This window comes from Streptomyces sp. NPDC045022 (assembly GCF_056432605.1).
Window position 1 is genome coordinate 39,312 of record NZ_JBWKIR010000020.1, and the last position, 16,760, is coordinate 56,071.

General features: G+C 72.2%; 14 protein-coding genes and 1 pseudogene. 13 read left to right on the top strand and 2 right to left on the bottom strand.

From position 1 onward, the window contains the following. Window positions 1–13: 13 nt before the first annotated feature. Window positions 14–817, bottom strand: a complete 804-nt coding sequence (locus AC07C1_RS29195; RefSeq protein ID WP_478943760.1) for a hypothetical protein — start codon at window positions 815–817, stop codon at window positions 14–16. A 242-nt stretch (window positions 818–1,059) separates the two neighbouring features. On the opposite strand from AC07C1_RS29195, the gene purN reads away from it, so the two are divergent. The 3 genes from purN (at window position 1,060) to AC07C1_RS29210 (ending at window position 3,674) form a co-directional block, all read left to right on the top strand. Next, window positions 1,060–1,740: a phosphoribosylglycinamide formyltransferase gene (gene purN, locus AC07C1_RS29200; protein WP_478943928.1), complete on the top strand. Its 681-nt coding sequence runs from the start codon at window positions 1,060–1,062 to the stop codon at window positions 1,738–1,740. Beyond that, complete coding sequence (gene purH / locus AC07C1_RS29205; RefSeq protein ID WP_478943761.1) at window positions 1,737–3,299, top strand: bifunctional phosphoribosylaminoimidazolecarboxamide formyltransferase/IMP cyclohydrolase; 1,563 nt, start codon at window positions 1,737–1,739, stop codon at window positions 3,297–3,299. Before purN ends, purH begins: the two co-directional genes overlap by 4 nt. Window positions 3,300–3,434: 135 nt before the next feature. Next, a complete protein-coding gene (locus AC07C1_RS29210; protein ID WP_478943763.1) occupies window positions 3,435–3,674 on the top strand; it encodes a hypothetical protein in 240 nt (79 codons plus the stop codon). Between the two features lie 77 nt (window positions 3,675–3,751). Here AC07C1_RS29210 and AC07C1_RS29215 read toward each other — a convergent pair whose 3' ends face one another. Next, window positions 3,752–4,366 carry a hypothetical protein gene (locus AC07C1_RS29215; protein ID WP_478943765.1) on the bottom strand — a complete coding sequence of 205 codons (615 nt, stop codon included), beginning with the start codon at window positions 4,364–4,366 and terminating at the stop codon, window positions 3,752–3,754. 281 nt (window positions 4,367–4,647) lie between these two features. Between AC07C1_RS29215 and AC07C1_RS29220 the strand changes: the two genes are divergently transcribed. From AC07C1_RS29220 to AC07C1_RS29265, 10 genes and pseudogenes are all read left to right on the top strand, one after another. Beyond that, on the top strand, window positions 4,648–5,502 hold the full coding sequence (locus tag AC07C1_RS29220) for a bifunctional methylenetetrahydrofolate dehydrogenase/methenyltetrahydrofolate cyclohydrolase (RefSeq protein ID WP_478943767.1): 855 nt from the start codon (window positions 4,648–4,650) through the stop codon (window positions 5,500–5,502). After that, entirely contained in the window at window positions 5,492–5,965 is a 474-nt protein-coding gene (locus AC07C1_RS29225) for a DUF3017 domain-containing protein (RefSeq protein ID WP_478943769.1), read from the top strand. Before AC07C1_RS29220 ends, AC07C1_RS29225 begins: the two co-directional genes overlap by 11 nt. 73 nt (window positions 5,966–6,038) lie before the next feature. Next, a pseudogene (locus AC07C1_RS29230) lies at window positions 6,039–6,164 on the top strand (LuxR C-terminal-related transcriptional regulator); the annotation flags it as partial. Window positions 6,165–6,560: 396 nt separating this feature from the next. Further along, on the top strand, window positions 6,561–7,910 hold the full coding sequence (locus tag AC07C1_RS29235) for a helix-turn-helix domain-containing protein (RefSeq protein ID WP_478943771.1): 1,350 nt from the start codon (window positions 6,561–6,563) through the stop codon (window positions 7,908–7,910). 335 nt (window positions 7,911–8,245) lie between these two features. Then, window positions 8,246–9,235: a malate dehydrogenase gene (locus AC07C1_RS29240; RefSeq protein ID WP_478943773.1), complete on the top strand. Its 990-nt coding sequence runs from the start codon at window positions 8,246–8,248 to the stop codon at window positions 9,233–9,235. Between the two features lie 298 nt (window positions 9,236–9,533). Then, window positions 9,534–11,054, top strand: coding sequence for an aldehyde dehydrogenase family protein (locus AC07C1_RS29245; RefSeq protein ID WP_478943774.1), 1,521 nt, complete (start codon window positions 9,534–9,536; stop codon window positions 11,052–11,054). Between the two features lie 63 nt (window positions 11,055–11,117). After that, window positions 11,118–12,650, top strand: coding sequence for a GMC family oxidoreductase (locus AC07C1_RS29250; protein WP_478943776.1), 1,533 nt, complete (start codon window positions 11,118–11,120; stop codon window positions 12,648–12,650). Beyond that, window positions 12,647–13,864 carry a quaternary amine ABC transporter ATP-binding protein gene (locus AC07C1_RS29255; protein ID WP_478943778.1) on the top strand — a complete coding sequence of 406 codons (1,218 nt, stop codon included), beginning with the start codon at window positions 12,647–12,649 and terminating at the stop codon, window positions 13,862–13,864. Before AC07C1_RS29250 ends, AC07C1_RS29255 begins: the two co-directional genes overlap by 4 nt. Continuing rightward, window positions 13,864–15,801, top strand: a complete 1,938-nt coding sequence (locus AC07C1_RS29260) for an ABC transporter permease (RefSeq protein ID WP_478943780.1) — start codon at window positions 13,864–13,866, stop codon at window positions 15,799–15,801. Before AC07C1_RS29255 ends, AC07C1_RS29260 begins: the two co-directional genes overlap by 1 nt. Window position 15,802: 1 nt before the next feature. Then, window positions 15,803–16,756 carry an ABC transporter substrate-binding protein gene (locus AC07C1_RS29265; protein ID WP_478943782.1) on the top strand — a complete coding sequence of 318 codons (954 nt, stop codon included), beginning with the start codon at window positions 15,803–15,805 and terminating at the stop codon, window positions 16,754–16,756. Window positions 16,757–16,760: the final 4 nt, after the last annotated feature.

A 16,760-nucleotide genomic window follows, 5' to 3' on the forward strand; every position in this document is an offset into this window, starting at 1 on the left:
CCCCGTCGCGACGTCAGTCGTTCCCGACCCCCAGCACCCCCCGCAGCTCCTTCGGCAGGAGGCTGTCGCAGGACTGCTTGGCCTCGTGGGTGAGGGCGTCGCCGACGCAGGTGTAGTAGTCGCGGTAGACCAGCTGGACGGTGAAGGTCGAGGCCACCAGGACCAGGGCCAGGGACGCCGTGACCAGGCCGCCGATGGCCGCTGTCGTCTGGGGCCGGCCGCCGGGGGCCACCGGCGTGGCCGGGGTGGCCGCAGTGGTCGGGTCGGGAGTGCGCGGCTTGGCGCGCAGCGCGCTGATGCCCCAGTACAGGGCCAGCGCGCCCAGCAGCAGGGCCACGTACGGCCAGCTGAAGAGGGCGAAGAAGACCGCCCACATGCCCGACAGCAAGGCGTACCGGCCGCGCCGCTGGGCCGGGTCGGTCGGGTCCCAGCGCATGTCGGGGCCGGCCGGTCCGCCGGGTCCCGGTCCCTGGGGGCCGCCGCCGGGCCGCTCGCCGAAGCCGCCGGGGGAGCGGCCGGGCTGACGGTCGCTCCACCGGCTGCCCCAGGGGGAGCCGCCCCCGGAGCCGGGGGCGGAGCCGTGGCCGGAGGACCCTTCGGGGTGGCGGGGCTGCCAAGGGCGGTCCGGGGTGCCTTCCGGCGGAGGCGCGAACGGATTGTCGTCCTGCTGCTCGCCGCCCCGCCCGTCGCCGTCCCGGCCGCCCTGGGGTGCCTCGGGCGGCGAGGCCGGCCGCTCCCGAAGCAGCACGGCGCCCCGCTCGGCCCCCCGGGCGGGGCGCGGCGGGAACGTGAGGAGTCGCAGGCTGCGATCGGGCATCAAAAGAGCGTCTTCCCCTAAGTGGCTACGGCCGTCCGATGTGAGCTTCCACCCCGTGAACGCACCGCACGACGACCGCGTTCCCGAGGCTGCCCCTTCTCGATTCCCTGCGAACGCTACCTTCCGGCCAAGCCCCCGTCCCGTGGGGGGCTGGGCACAGTGCCGGTATCGTTGCTGACGGTCGGCCGCTTCGTAGACTTCCCCGTATCGGAATGTGCGAAGCATTCGTACGAACGTACAAGATGCCGGCCGGACACATCGCCACCCCGAGAAAGGGCCCCACCGTGGCCGCCACCCCCGCTGGCCCAGCGGTCAAGCGCCTCGTCGTGCTGGTCTCCGGATCCGGCACGAACCTGCAGGCGCTCCTGGACGAGATCGAGCGCGCCGGAGCCGAGTCGTACGGCGCTCGGATCGTCGCCGTCGGGGCCGACCGCGACGGCATCGAGGGGCTCGCCCGCGCCGAACGGGCCGGACTGCCGACCTTCGTGCGGAAGGTCAAGGACCACGGCACCCGAGAGGAGTGGGACGCCGCCCTCGCCGAGGCCGTGGCCGCCTACGAACCCGACCTCGTGGTCTCCGCCGGGTTCATGAAGATCGTCGGCAAGGAGTTCCTCGCCCGGTTCGGCGGGCGGTTCGTGAACACCCACCCGGCGCTGCTGCCCAGTTTTCCCGGGGCCCACGGCGTGCGTGACGCGCTCGCGTACGGCGCCAAGGTCACCGGCTGCACCGTCCACTTCGTCGACGACGGCGTCGACACCGGGCCGATCATCGCTCAGGGCGTGGTCGAGGTCCGGGACGAGGACGACGAGAGCGCGCTGCACGAGCGCATCAAGGACGTCGAGCGAAGGCTGCTCGTCGAGGTCGTGGGGCGGCTCGCCCGCAACGGCTATCGCATTGAGGGACGAAAGGTAGTTATCCAGTGACCGCCGAGAGCAACAAGCGGGCCATCCGTCGCGCGCTCGTCAGCGTCTACGACAAGACCGGTCTCGAGGACCTCGCGCGCGGGCTGCACGAGGCCGGTGTGGAGCTGGTCTCCACGGGGTCCACGGCCGGCCGGATCGCCGCCGCCGGCGTCCCCGTCACCAAGGTCGAGGAGCTGACCGGATTCCCCGAGTGCCTGGACGGCCGGGTGAAGACCCTGCACCCGAAGGTGCACGCCGGCATCCTCGCCGACCTGCGTCTCGACAGCCACCGCGAGCAGCTCGCCGAGCTGGGCGTGGAGCCGTTCGACCTGGTCGTCGTCAACCTCTACCCGTTCCGGGAGACCGTCGCCTCCGGCGCCTCGCCCGACGAGTGCGTGGAGCAGATCGACATCGGCGGCCCGTCGATGGTCCGCGCGGCCGCCAAGAACCACCCGTCGGTGGCCGTGGTGACCAGCCCGCGGCGGTACGCCGACGTCCTCGCCGCGGTGAAGGACGGCGGCTTCGACCTCGCCGCCCGCAAGCGCCTGGCGGCCGAGGCCTTCCGGCACACCGCGGAGTACGACATCGCGGTCGCCTCCTGGTTCGCCTCCGCCTACGCCCCCGCCGACGAGTCGCAGTTCCCCGACTTCCTCGGCGCCACCCTGGAGCGGGCCCACACCCTGCGCTACGGCGAGAACCCGCACCAGCCCGCCGCCCTCTACAGCTCCGGCGAGGGCGGTCTCGCGGCGGCCGAGCAGCTGCACGGCAAGGAGATGTCGTACAACAACTACACGGACACGGACGCCGCCCGCCGTGCCGCGTACGACCACGACGAGCCCTGCGTCGCGATCATCAAGCACGCGAACCCCTGCGGCATCGCGGTCGGCGCGGACGTCGCCGAGGCGCACCGCAAGGCGCACGCCTGCGACCCGGTCTCCGCATACGGCGGTGTGATCGCCGTGAACCGGCCGGTCACCAAGGAGATGGCCGAGCAGGTCGCCGAGATCTTCACCGAGGTCATCGTGGCGCCCGGCTACGAGGAGGGCGCGCTGGAGGCCCTCACCAAGAAGAAGAACATCCGCGTGCTGCGCTGCCCCGACGGCCCCGCCCACCCGGTCGAGGTCAAGCCGATCGACGGCGGCGCGCTGCTCCAGGTCGCCGACCGGCTCCAGGCCGAGGGCGACGACCCGGCCAACTGGACGCTGGCCAGCGGTGAGGCGCTCTCCCCCGAGGAGCTGGCGCAGCTCGCCTTCGCCTGGAAGGCGTGCCGTGCGGTGAAGTCCAACGCGATCCTGCTCGCGAAGGACGGCGCCTCGGTCGGTGTCGGCATGGGCCAGGTCAACCGCGTCGACTCCTGCAAGCTGGCCGTCGAGCGGGCCGGCGAGGAGCGCGCCCGCGGTGCCTACGCGGCCTCCGACGCCTTCTTCCCCTTCCCCGACGGTCCGGAGATCCTCATCGGCGCCGGTGTCCGGGCGATCGTCCAGCCGGGCGGTTCGATCCGTGACGAGCTGGTCGTCGAGGCCGCGAAGAAGGCGGGCGTGACCATGTACTTCACGGGCACGCGCCACTTCTTCCACTGAGCCGGTTCGCTGTCGGTCCGGTCGCTGAGCGTCAGCGGCCGGACCGTCGGCGTTCCGGTCCCGGAACGGGCAATACCAGGGCACCGTACGGAAACGGGCCGTCACCTCCGCCGTCCCGGCGGGGAGACTCGGCCCATGCCGGCGTGCGGATGCGGGGACCCGATCGACATCCTGGCGAGACTGGCCGGCTACGGCCTGCTGGGCATCGCCGGGCTGGTGCTGGGCTTCGTCTGCCTGATCGCGGTCCTGCTCGCCGCGATCGTCGTCCTGGCGAGCCTCGTCCGTCGCCGGCACCGGGACGCCCACGCCGCCGGCGCCGACGAGGAGACGGCCGGCCTCGAGTCGTTCCGGTGGGATGGCGACCCGGACCGCTGACGTGAACGGCGACTGGGCTGTGCCCCCTGCCGAAGGGGGGGCACAGCCCAGTGGGATACGTCGCCTGCCGCCGGCGCTCAGTAGCGCGGGCGGTTGAACCAGGCCGCGCCGGACGGGGCGATCATCGCCGCCGCCATGATGCCGCCGAAGCCGACCCACATCAGGGCCCACACCAGCGCGGCGCTGGAGTTGTTGTTGGCCGCGCCGACCAGGATCAGGAAGCCGACGACGGCACCGAGGATGCCGTAGATCATCGTGGTGATGCGGATGCCCTGACCGCCGCGGGAGAACTTCACGCCCAGCGTGATCGAGAGCCCGGCGAGCGCGAGGAAGATCAGCGCGATGACGAGGATGACGCCGGCTCCGTCGTGCCCGATGTCGGAGAAGCTGTTGTCGCCGAAGGTGTCCTCACCCGCGTTGGAGGCGTCGTTGAGCGTCGCGGCACCGAAGATGGCGAAGATGCCGATGAGGATCTGCACGGCCGCCACGATGTACAGCAGCACCCGCGCGGTGGTCACCAGACCGGGCATGGTCTGCGGCATCATGTTCGCGACCGGGTAACCGGGGTACGCGGGCTGCTGCGGGTAACCCTGCGGCGGAACACCGGGCTGCTGCGGGTAGCCGTAGCCGGGAGCGGTCGGCGGCTGGGACGGCGGCGGGCCGTACGGGTTGTTCGGGTCGCCAAAGCTCATGGCGGTCTTCCTCCGTTGCTTCAAGTGCGGGGACGACGCGCGGCACGGTTCGGAGGAGAGTTCTACAGATGCGGTCCGTCCCCCCGGCACTGCCCGCGGCACTGTGTGCTCATCGTTCTTTAGCGGGCTCTTACTTGTCCAGCCGGAATCGTGATGTGTTGTGCAAGTGCAACATCTTTGATCATGAGGCGGTACATCCCTGATCATCCGGTGACAGTCGGGGGAGGCGTCCCGGCCACCCGGATTGGAACCGGGGGCGGGTCATCCGCGAGGATGGGGGCATGACCGCCCAGATTCTCGATGGCAAGGCCACCGCAGCCGCGATCAAGTCCGATCTGACCGTCCGCGTGGCGGCGCTGAGGGAGCAGGGCGTCACGCCCGGCCTCGGCACGATCCTGGTCGGGGACGACCCCGGCAGCCAGAAGTACGTCGCCGGCAAGCACCGCGACTGCGCGCAGGTCGGCATCGCCTCCATCCAGCGCGAGTTGCCGGCCACGGCCACGCAGGAGGAGATCGAGGCGGTCGTACGCGAGCTGAACGAGGACCCGGCCTGCACCGGCTACATCGTCCAGCTGCCGCTGCCCAAGGGCATCGACGAGAACCGCATCCTGGAGCTGATGGACCCGGCCAAGGACGCGGACGGCCTGCACCCGATGAACCTCGGCCGTCTCGTGCTGAACGAGCCCGCCCCGCTGCCCTGCACCCCCAACGGCATCCTCTCCCTGCTGCGGGCCCACGGCGTGGAGATCAAGGGCGCCGAGGTGGTGGTCGTCGGCCGTGGCGTGACCATCGGCCGCCCGATGCCGCTGCTGCTCACCCGGCGCAGCGAGAACGCCACGGTGACCCAGTGCCATACCGGCACCCGTGATCTGTCCGCGCACCTGAAGCGGGCCGACATCATCATCGCGGCGGCCGGCTCCCCGCACCTGATCCGCGCCGAGGACGTCAAGCCGGGCGTGGCCGTCCTGGACGTCGGTGTCTCCCGCAACGCGGAGGGCAGGATCGTCGGTGACGTCCACCCGGGCGTGGTCGAGGTGGCCGGCTGGATCTCCCCGAACCCCGGCGGTGTCGGCCCGATGACCCGGGCGCAGCTGCTGGTCAACGTGGTCGAGGCGGCGGAGCGCAGTGCCGGCTGAGGACACCCGCGAGCCCGCGGAACCCACAGCGCGCGACGCGATCAGCGCCCCCGACGCGGACGGGCGCCCGCGGCGGGTCACCCGCCGCTTCCCGCTGTTCACCAGGGACACCGCGCGCCCCGAGGGGGGCGGCCGGGCCGCGTCCGGCGACGCCCCGGCGCCCGCCCGGCAGTGGCCCCTGCTGGTCGTGCTGTCGGTGGTCGCGCTCGGCCTGCTGCTGACCGCGCTCGACGTGTTCCGCTACGGCACCCTGCTGATCGGCGCCGGCCTGCTGGCCGGCGCGGTCATGCGCTGGATACTGCCCCGCGTCGGCATGCTCGCCGTACGCTCCCGTTTCACGGACATCACCACCTACGGCATCCTCGGGCTGGCGATCGTCCTGCTGTCGCTGATGGCCCAGCCCAATCCGTTGCTGGAGATCCCGGTCCTGAAGGACACCCTGCACTTCACAGTCACCAAGTAGCGCCGTCCGCGGCGCCGGTGGCCCGCGTCTCCCCCGGGGACGCGGGCCACCGGCACTAAGATCGCCGACCGCCCTCTACATCAGCGAGGCCACCGTCAAGACCCGCCTCGACCGCACGATGACCAAGCTCGAACTGAACAGCCGGGCCCAGGCGGTGGTGCTGGCGTACGGGGCGGGACTGGTGACCCCGGGCGGCTGAGGCCGCCGGTAGTGGGGGGCGACGGCGGCCCGTCCCCTCCCCCGAGCAAGGACGAGCCGCCGCCGGGATTCAGCCTTCCGTCCGCGAACTCCCTGTTCAACGCCTGTCCCCGCGCTGTGGCACGGAAGTGACCGTTCCGCTACGGTGTCCGCGCGCACCGCCGCATGTGCCGTTCCGGTGTGGATGTACTGACAGTTCGGGATACGTTACGAAGACCCCGTAGCGCCGGGTGCATCGCCGCGGCGGCCCATGCTCCCGTGCGCCCCCACTCCGGGAACTGGGATCCTTAGGCAGCGCATCCCTGTGGGTAGCCAGCACGGGTACCGGAACGCGGGGGGCGGGCCGGGGCGCCGCGCGCGAGACCAAGAGCACCGACCGGGGGAAGAGGGGGAATCGATGCCTCGTTGGAAAGCCTTGCCCGAGGATCTGGACCCGCAGATCAGGGAGTTCACGAGCCAGCTGCGGCGGCTCGTGGACCGCAGTGGCCTGAGCATCGCGGCGCTGGCCGACCGCACGGGTTACAGCAAGACGTCCTGGGAGCGTTATCTGGGCGGCCGGCTGCTCGCGCCCAAGGGCGCGATCGTCGCGCTCGCGGAGGTCACCGGCACCAGCCCGATCCACCTCACCACCATGTGGGAGCTGGCCGAACGGGCCTGGAGCCGGGCGGAGATGCGGCAGGACCGCACGATGGAGGCGATCCGGATCTCCCAGGCGCGTGCCGCGCTCGGGGAGTTCGGGGCGACCGGCGCGCCGTCCGCCCGCAAGGGCGGCAGCACCACCGTGACCCCGGGCATCGCCGGGCCCGCGGGTGTCTCCCCGACGATCCCCGCCCAGCCCACGGTCCCCGACGCCGACGCCCGGGAGGCCGCGGAGCGCGGCCCGGGCACGGGCGCGGACCGCCAGGGCCCGGCCGGGCCGGGGACGGCACCCGAGGGCACCGGCGGTTCCGCTCCGGGCGCCACGAACTCCTGGGGTGTGGCCGGGCGGACGGCCGGCGGCGGACTGCGCGAGGGCGCGGGGCGCGGTCCGGCTGCCGCTGACGACCAGGGCGCGGCCGGATCGCCGGACGGTGCGTCCTCCGGCCCCAACTCCTGGGGACTCGCCGGGTACCGGGGCCCGTCGCAGGCGGCCGGCCGCCCCGCCGCGCGGCCCCCGGCCCAGCCGGACGGCCCCCCTCGGACCCCGGACGTCCCGGGCCCCTACGCCGGACGGCCCGCGGCCCCGCAGCCGGGTCCGGCGGCCCGGGGATCCGCGGGCCGGCAGCGGCTGACGATGTTCCTCGCGGGCCTCGTCGGCGTGCTCGTCGTCATCGCCGCCGTCTTCTTCTTCACCGACCGGGGCGGCGGCGACAAGCACGGTGACGCCGCCAAGTCACCCTCCCCGTCCGCCGGCGCGCACGCGAGTCTGCCTCCCGGGGTGAAGTGCTCCGGCTCCGCCTGCGACGGCAAGGACGCCGAGGCCATGGGATGCAGCGGCGACCTGGTGACCACCGCCAAGTCCGCCACCGTCGGCACCACCACCCTGGAGGTCCGCTACAGCAAGGTCTGCGGCACGGCCTGGGGACGCATCACCGGCGGTGCGCAGGGCGACAAGGTGCAGGTGTCCGCGGGCAGGGTCCGGCACACGGGGGACATCACCGCCGCCGGGGACGCCATCGCGTACACGCCGATGGTCGCCGTGAAGGACGCGGCGGAGGCCAAGGCCTGCGCGACGCTGGCGTCCGGGGGGACGGGCTGCACCAGGTAGCCGCTGCACAGAAACAGAGGGGAAATTCCGGGAGGAGGCATGGCGGGCCCGATCCTGGGCAGGCGAACCGTACCCCCACGGGAGTCCGGCAAGCCGGTACCCCCCACCGGCGGCCGCCTCCGTCCACCCTCTCCCGGACGGGCGGCCGCCTTTCGCATCCGCTGACTCCGGGGCCACCTCCCTGGTGATCACCCTTGTGGGCTGAGCCACACGGCCCGGGACGTCTCGCATGCCGGATGCGCGATAGCCTGACCGCTGGATTCTCTTGACGCCAAGAGATCGATCATCCGCCGGGGCAGTGACGCCCCACCGCCAGCTGTCATACGGAGAACGCCATGACCCGCACTCCCGTGAACGTCACCGTCACCGGCGCGGCCGGCCAGATCGGTTACGCCCTGCTCTTCCGCATCGCCTCCGGCCAGCTGCTCGGCGCGGACGTGCCGGTCAAGCTGCGCCTCCTGGAGATCACCCCGGCGCTCAAGGCCGCCGAGGGCACGGCCATGGAGCTGGACGACTGCGCCTTCCCGCTGCTCCAGGGCATCGAGATCACCGACGACCCGAACGTCGCCTTCGACGGCGCCAACGTAGCCCTGCTGGTGGGCGCCCGCCCGCGCACCAAGGGCATGGAGCGCGGTGACCTGCTGGAGGCCAACGGCGGCATCTTCAAGCCGCAGGGCAAGGCCATCAACGACCACGCCGCCGACGACATCAAGGTGCTCGTCGTCGGCAACCCCGCCAACACCAACGCGCTCATCGCCCAGGCCGCCGCGCCGGACGTGCCGGCCGAGCGCTTCACCGCGATGACCCGCCTGGACCACAACCGCGCGCTGACCCAGCTGGCGAAGAAGACGGGCACCACGGTCGCCGACATCAAGCGCCTGACCATCTGGGGCAACCACTCCGCCACCCAGTACCCGGACATCTTCCACGCCACCGTCGCCGGCAAGAACGCCGCCGAGGTCGTGAACGACGAGAAGTGGCTGGCCGAGGACTTCATCCCGACCGTCGCCAAGCGCGGCGCCGCGATCATCGAGGCCCGTGGCGCGTCCTCCGCCGCGTCGGCCGCCAACGCCGCCATCGACCACGTGTACACCTGGGTCAACGGCACCGCCGAGGGCAACTGGACCTCCATGGGCATCCCGTCGGACGGCTCCTACGGCGTCCCGGAGGGCCTCATCTCGTCCTTCCCGGTCACCACCGAGGGCGGCACGTACGAGATCGTCCAGGGCCTGGACATCAACGAGTTCTCCCGCGCCCGCATCGACGCCTCCGTCAAGGAGCTGGCGGAGGAGCGCGAGGCTGTCCGCGGCCTCGGCCTCATCTGATCCCGCTTCCGGCGGTTACGCCGTAAAGCCCACGCGGGCCCGGTTCCGGTCGTCTCGGAGCCGGGCCCGCGTCCGTGTATGCCGTCCGCCGTCCGCGGTCCACTGGGCCTCCCGCCACCTCCGAACCTCCTTCCTGCCCTACTTTTGCCCGTTTTCGACCGCATTTTCAGTGACGCCGCGCACTTTCGGACACCGATTGCGCATGCGATCCGCGGCCTTGGGCAGGCGGCCACGGTCCCCGAGCGTGACACCCATGTCACACAGGGGAACGGAACAGGAACGGAAGGCAACACCGATCATGGCGGACAGAACGGAACGACAGACCCAGGCGACCATCCACGCGGGAGGGGAGTGGCTGGAAGCGATCTCCGGTGCGACCCGCGAGATTCTCGACCCCGCGGACGCCCGGCCGTTCGCCGTGGTCGCCGAGGGTGACGAGAAGGACGCGGAGCGGGCGGTCGGCGCCGCCCGGCAGGCGTTCGACCACGGCCCCTGGCCCGGCACCCCGGTCGCCGAACGCGCCGCACTGCTGCGCCGCGTCGCCGACCTCCTGGTGCGCGACCGCGAGGAACTCGGCCTGCTCGAGAGCCGGGACGCGGGCAAGACCGTCGAGGAGGGCCGGGTCGACATCGACTGTGTCGCCGACGCCTTCCGCTACTTCGCCGACCTGGTGGCCGCCGAGGCCCCGGGCCGGGTCGTCGACGCCGGCTCACCCGACATCCACAGCGTCGTCGTGCACGAGCCGGTCGGCGTCTGCGCGCTGATCACCCCCTGGAACTACCCGCTGCTCCAGGCCAGTTGGAAGATCGCCCCGGCGCTCGCGGCCGGCAACACCTTCGTGATCAAGCCCAGCGAGATCACCCCGCTGACCACCATCGCGCTGATCGGCCTGCTGGCGGAGGCCGGGCTGCCCGCCGGAGTGGCCAACATCGTCACCGGTCCCGGGCACACCGTCGGCGCCCGGCTCGCCGAGCACCCCGACGTCGACCTGGTCTCCTTCACCGGCGGCCTGGCCAGCGGCACCAAGGTCGCCCAGGCCGCCGCCCCCACCGTGAAGAAGGTCGCCCTCGAACTCGGCGGCAAGAACCCCAACGTGGTCTTCGCCGACGCCTGCGCCACCGAGGACGGCTTCGACACCGCCGTCGACCAGGCCCTCAACGCCGCCTTCATCCACAGCGGCCAGGTCTGCTCCGCCGGCGCCCGCCTCCTCGTCGAGGAGTCGGTCCGGGACCGCTTCGTGGCCGAACTCGCCCGCCGCGCCCGCCGGATCAGGCTCGGACGCGGCACCGAGGACGGCGTGGAGTGCGGCCCGCTCGTCTCCGAGCAGCAGCGCGCCAAGGTCGAGGCGTACGTCGCCTCCGCGCTGGCCGAGGGCGCGGTGCTGCGCTGCGGCGGCAAGCGGCCGGAGCCGGCACCGGAAAGGCCCGAGTCCGGCTACTTCTACGAGCCGACGATCCTCGACGCCTGCCACCGCGAGATGAGGGTCGTACGCGAGGAGGTCTTCGGACCGGTCCTCACCGTCGAGACCTTCCGCACCGAGGAGGAGGCCGTCCTCCTCGCCAACGACACCGAGTACGGCCTCGCCGGCGCCGTCTGGACCACCGACCCCGGCCGGGCCCGCCGCGTCGCCGGGCGGCTGCGGCACGGCACCGTCTGGATCAACGACTTCCACCCCTACCTGCCACAGGCGGAGTGGGGCGGCTTCGGCAAGAGCGGCACCGGCCGCGAGCTGGGGCCCGCCGGGCTCGCCGAGTACCGCGAGAGCAAGCACATCTACCAGAACCTCGCGCCGAAGCCGGTGCGCTGGTTCGCCGGCTGAGCCCCCTCGGCCTCCGGCTGAGCCACCGCGCCCCTTGCCCGAACCCTCTGGAGTAGGTACCCCATGTCCGACACCCCCCACGTCTACGACTACGTCGTCATCGGCGGCGGCACCGCGGGCTCCGTCATCGCCTCCCGCCTCACCGAGAACCCGGACGTCACCGTCGCCGTCATCGAGGGCGGCCCGAGCGACGTCGGCCGCGACGACGTCCTCACCCTGCGCCGCTGGATGGGCCTCCTCGGCGGCGAACTCGACTACGACTACCCCACCACCGAACAGCCCCGCGGCAACTCCCACATCCGGCACAGCCGCGCCCGCGTCCTCGGCGGCTGCTCCTCCCACAACACCCTCATCTCGTTCAAGCCGCTCCCGTCCGACTGGGACGAGTGGGAGGAGGCCGGCGCCAAGGGCTGGGGCGCCGTCCCCATGGAGGCCTACTTCGCCCGCCTGAAGAACAACATCGTCTCCGTCGACGAGAAGGACCGGAACGCCATCGCCCGCGACTTCGTCGACGCCGCCCGCTCGGCACTCGGAGTACCCCGGGTCGAAGGCTTCAACCGCAAGCCGTTCACCGAGGGCGTCGGCTTCTTCGACCTCGCCTACCACCCGGAGGACAACAAGCGCTCCTCCGCCTCCGTGGCCTATCTGCACCCGGTGATGGACGAGCGCCCCAACCTCCATGTGTTCCTGGAGACGTGGGCCCACCGGCTGGAGCTGAACGGCACCCGCGCCGAAGGCGTCCACGTCCGCACCAAGGACGGCGAGGAACTGCTGATACGGGCCCGGCGCGAGGTCGTCCTGTGCGCGGGCGCCGTCGACTCCCCGCGGCTGCTGCTGCACTCCGGCATCGGCCCCCGCCAGGACCTCGAGGCACTCGGCATCCCGGTCGTCCACGACCTGCCGGGCGTCGGCGAGAACCTCCTCGACCACCCCGAGTCGGTGATCGTCTGGGAGACCCACGGCCCCATCCCGGAGAACTCCGCGATGGACTCCGACGCGGGCCTGTTCGTGCGCCGCGACCCCGAACACGCGGGCCCGGACCTGATGTTCCACTTCTACCAGATCCCGTTCACGGACAACCCGGAGCGCCTGGGCTACGAACGCCCGCCGTACGGCGTCTCGATGACCCCCAACATCCCCAAGCCCAAGAGCCGCGGCCGCCTCTACCTGACCAGCGCCGACCCGTCCGTGAAGCCCGCCCTGGACTTCAGGTACTTCACCGACGAGGACGACTACGACGCCCGTACCCTCGTCGACGGCATCCGCATCGCCCGCGAGATCGCGAAGGCCGAGCCGCTGGCCGGCTGGCTCAAGCGCGAGGTGTGCCCCGGTCCCGAGATCGTCGGCGACGCCGAACTGAGCGAGTACGCCCGCAAGGCCGCGCACACCGTCTACCACCCGGCCGGCACCTGCAAGATGGGCGCCGCCGACGACGAACTGGCCGTGGTCGACCCGGAACTGCGCATCCGTGGCCTGGCCGGCATTCGCATCGCCGACGCGTCCGTCTTCCCCACCATGACCGCCGTGAACCCGATGATCGGGGTGCTCATGGTCGGGGAGAAGGCCGTCGACCTGATCGGAGGCGAGACCCGATGACACTCACCGTCCCCACTCGCAAGCCCCCCACCGACACCCCCGTCTTCTCCGTGGACGGCCTGTGGAAGGTGTTCGGCCCGAAGGCCGACCGCATCCCGGCCGACCCGGAACTCAGCGGCCTGGCCCCCGCCGAACTCCGCTCCCGCACCGGCTGCACCGCCGCCGTCCGGAACGTCTCCTTCGACGTCCGCAAGGGCGAGGTCTTCGTCGTCATGGGCCTGTCGGGCTCCGGCAAGTCCACCCTCGTCCGCTGTCTGACCCGGCTGATCGAGCCGACGGCCGGCACGATCGCCATCGACGGCGAGGACGTCCGCGCGATGGACCGGGCCCGCCTGCGCGAACTGCGCCGGCACCGCGCCGCCATGGTCTTCCAGCACTTCGGCCTGCTCCCGCACCGCACGGTCCTCGACAACGTCGCCTACGGCCTGGAGATCCAGGGCGTCGGCAGGTCCGAACGGCGCGAACGGGCCGCCGGGATCGTCGCCAAGGTCGGCCTCGAAGGCATGGAGAAGCGCCGCCCCGGCCAGCTCTCCGGCGGTCAGCGCCAGCGCGTCGGCCTCGCCCGCGCCCTCGCCGTCGACCCCGAGGTGCTGCTCTTCGACGAACCGTTCAGCGCCCTCGACCCGCTCATCCGGCGCGACATGCAGGAAGAGGTGGCCCGCCTGCACCGCGAGGAGGGCCGCACCATGGTCTTCATCACCCACGACCTCACCGAGGCCCTCAGACTCGGCGACCGCATCGCCCTGATGCGCGACGGCCAGGTCGTCCAGCTCGGCACCCCCGAGGAGATTGTCGGCTCCCCGGCCGACGACTACGTCCGCGAGTTCGTCCGGGACGTACCCCGCGAACAGGTGATGACGGTCCGCACCGCCATGCGCCCCGCGTGCGCGCAGGACACGGAGACCGGCCCGGCGGTCCGCCCGGAGGCCACGGTCGCCGAGGCTATAGAGGCAGTGGCCCGCGCGGGAACTGCGGCGCGGGTGATGGACGAGGGCCGCTGCCTCGGGGTGGTGGACTCCGACGCGCTCCTGGGAGTGGTCGCGGGAACGACCGAAGCGGGCGCCGGCGCCGGCACGGCCACGGGCACCGGCACCGTAGCCGGGGGCAGTCGTGCCGCCGGGCCGGCGCCCGTCCCCCAGCAAGCGGCATCCCACCGGCGCGGGCAGGCGACCCGACCGACCGCCGACGCCGACGCCGACGCGGAGGTCGTCTGATGGCAACCCTCACCGTCCCCACCTCCGGCACCCGCACCCCCCGCGTCCTCAGGAGCCGAGCCGCGGGCAAACTCCTCCTGCTCGCCCTCCTCGCCGCGGTCCTCGCCCCCTGGGCCGCCACCCACTGGCCCGGCGCCACCTGGCCCCACGCCCTCACCGTCGACCTCTCCCATCCGCTCGCCACCGCCAGCGACTGGGTCATGGACAACCGGGACAGCCACCCCCTGTTCCTGTACTTCTTCGGCTATGTCAGCAACGCGGTCGTCCTCTGCGTCCGCGCCGTCTACCTCACCCTCCTCGCCGCGGGCTGGGCAGGCGTCACGGCGTTCGGCGCACTCGCGGCCTGGCGCCTCGGCGGCGCCCGCCTGGCCCTCGGCACCACGGTCGCCCTCCTCAGCTGCGGAGCCCTCGGCATGTGGGTCCCGACCATGCAGACCCTGGCGCTCATGGTCGTCGCGGTCCTCGCCTCCGTGGCCGTGGGCGCGCTCCTCGGTCTCGCCGCCGGCCTGTCCGACCGCCTCGACCGGGCCCTGCGCCCCGTCCTGGACACCATGCAGGTGCTCCCGGCCTTCGCCTACCTCCTCCCCGTCGTCCTGGTCTTCGGCATCGGTGTCCCCGCGGCCGCCCTCGCCACCGTCGTGTACGCGGCCCCGCCGATGGCCCGCCTCACCGCGCTCGGCCTGCGCGGCGCCGACCCCGAGGTCCTGGAGGCCGTGGAGTCACTCGGCGCCACCCGCCGCCAGCGGCTGCTGACCGCCCGTATACCGCTGGCCCGCAAGGAACTCCTCCTCGGCCTCAATCAGACGATCATGATGGCGCTGTCCATGGCCGTCATCGCCTCGGTCATCGGCGCCGGCGGCCTCGGTGACCGCGTCTACCAGGCCCTCGCCTCGGTCGACGTCGGCGCGGCCCTCGCGGCCGGCATCCCGATCGTGCTGCTCGCGGTGGTCCTGGACCGGCTGACCGGAGCCGCCGGGGACGGCAGCCCCCGCACCCGGACGATCGGCTGGCCGTACGCCCTCGCCGTCACCGTCACCGTCGCCCTGGCCACCCGCCTCATCGGCCACCTCGACTGGCCGGCCGGCTGGACCCTGAACATCGCCGAACCGGTCAACCGCGCCGTCGACTGGATGACCGGCCACCTCTACTCCGGCGTCCCGGTCGTCGGCGGCACCGCGGACTGGGCGGGCCACTTCACCACCTGGGTCCTGGACCCCGTCCGCGACGGCCTGCAGTGGCTGCCCTGGTGGTCGGTGCTGCTGATCGTCGCCGCCCTGGCGTGGCTGATCGGCACCTGGCGCACCGCGCTGACCGCCGTCCTCGCCATGGCCGCGATCGGTGTGCTCGGGGTGTGGGAGCCGTCCCTCGACACCCTCTCCCAGGTGCTGGCCGCCGTCGCCGTCACCCTCGTCCTGGGCTTCGCGACCGGCATCGCCGCGGCCCGCAGCGACCGCGTCGAGCGCGCCCTGCGCCCGGTCCTGGACGTCTGCCAGACCATGCCGCAGTTCGTGTACCTGATCCCGGTCGTCGCCCTGTTCGGCGTCGGCCGTGCCCCCGCCGTCGCCGCGGCCGTCGTCTACGCCCTCCCGGCCGTCGTCCGGATCACCGCGCAGGGCCTGCGCCAGGTCGACCAGGCCGCGCTGGAGTCCGCGCGCTCGCTGGGCGCGACCGGCCGCCAGCAGCTGTGGCAGGTCCAGCTCCCGCTCGCCCGGCGCTCGTTGCTGCTCGCCGTCAACCAGGGCGTGGTCCTGGTCCTGGCCGTCGTCATCATCGGCGGCCTGGTCGGCGGCGGGGCCCTCGGCTACAACGTCACCTTCGGCCTCGCCCAGGGCGACCTGGCGACGGGCCTGGTGGCCGGCGCCGCCATCGTCTGCCTGGGCCTGATGCTCGACCGGGTGACCCAGCCGACCGAACGCCGCGCGAAGAAGGGAGCCTGACATGCGCATCCGTACGACCATCCCGGTGGCCGTCGCGGTCCTGGGCCTGACCACCGGTTGCGGCGCCGCCGACATGACCAAGCAGGCCAGCCCGTTCGCGAACGCCCGGGGCGCGAAGACGGTCACCCTGTCCGTGCAGTCCTGGGTGGGCGCCCAGGCCAACGTGGCAGTCGCCCAGTACCTCCTCGAACACAAGCTGGGCTACCGCGTCGACACCGTCCAGGTGGACGAGGTGCCGGCCTGGGACGCGCTCAGCCAGGGCCGGGTCGACGCCCTTCTGGAGGACTGGGGCCACCCGGACCAGGAGAAGCGGTACGTCACCGACAAGAAGACGATCCGGTCCGCCGGCGACCTCGGGGTGACCGGCCACATCGGCTGGTACGTCCCCACCTATCTCGTCAAGCAGCACCCGGACATCACGGACTGGAAGAACCTGAACAAGTACGCCTCGCTGTTCCGCACCGCGGAGAGCGGCGGCAAGGGCCAGCTGATGGACGGCTCCCCGTCGTACGTCACCAACGACAAGGCGCTGGTGCAGAACCTGAAGCTCGACTACCAGGTCGTCTTCGCCGGTTCCGAGGCGGCGCAGATCACCCAGATCAAGCAGTTCGCCAAGGAGAAGAAGCCCTTCCTGACGTACTGGTACGCACCCCAGTGGCTGTTCAAGAAGGTTCCCATGACGGAGGTGAAGCTGCCGCCGTACAAGGAGGGCTGTGACGCCGACACCGCCAAGGTCACCTGCGCCTACCCGCACACCCCGCTGCAGAAGTACCTCAACGCCGGCTTCGCGAAGTCCGGCGGCGAGGCGGCGGCCTTCCTGAAGAAGTTCAGGTGGACGACGGAGGACCAGAACGAGGTCTCGCTGATGATCGCCGAGCAGAAGCTGAGCCCGCAGGAGGCGGCCCGGAAGTGGGTGGACAGCCACCCCGCCGTGTGGAAGAAGTGGCTGTCCTGACCTG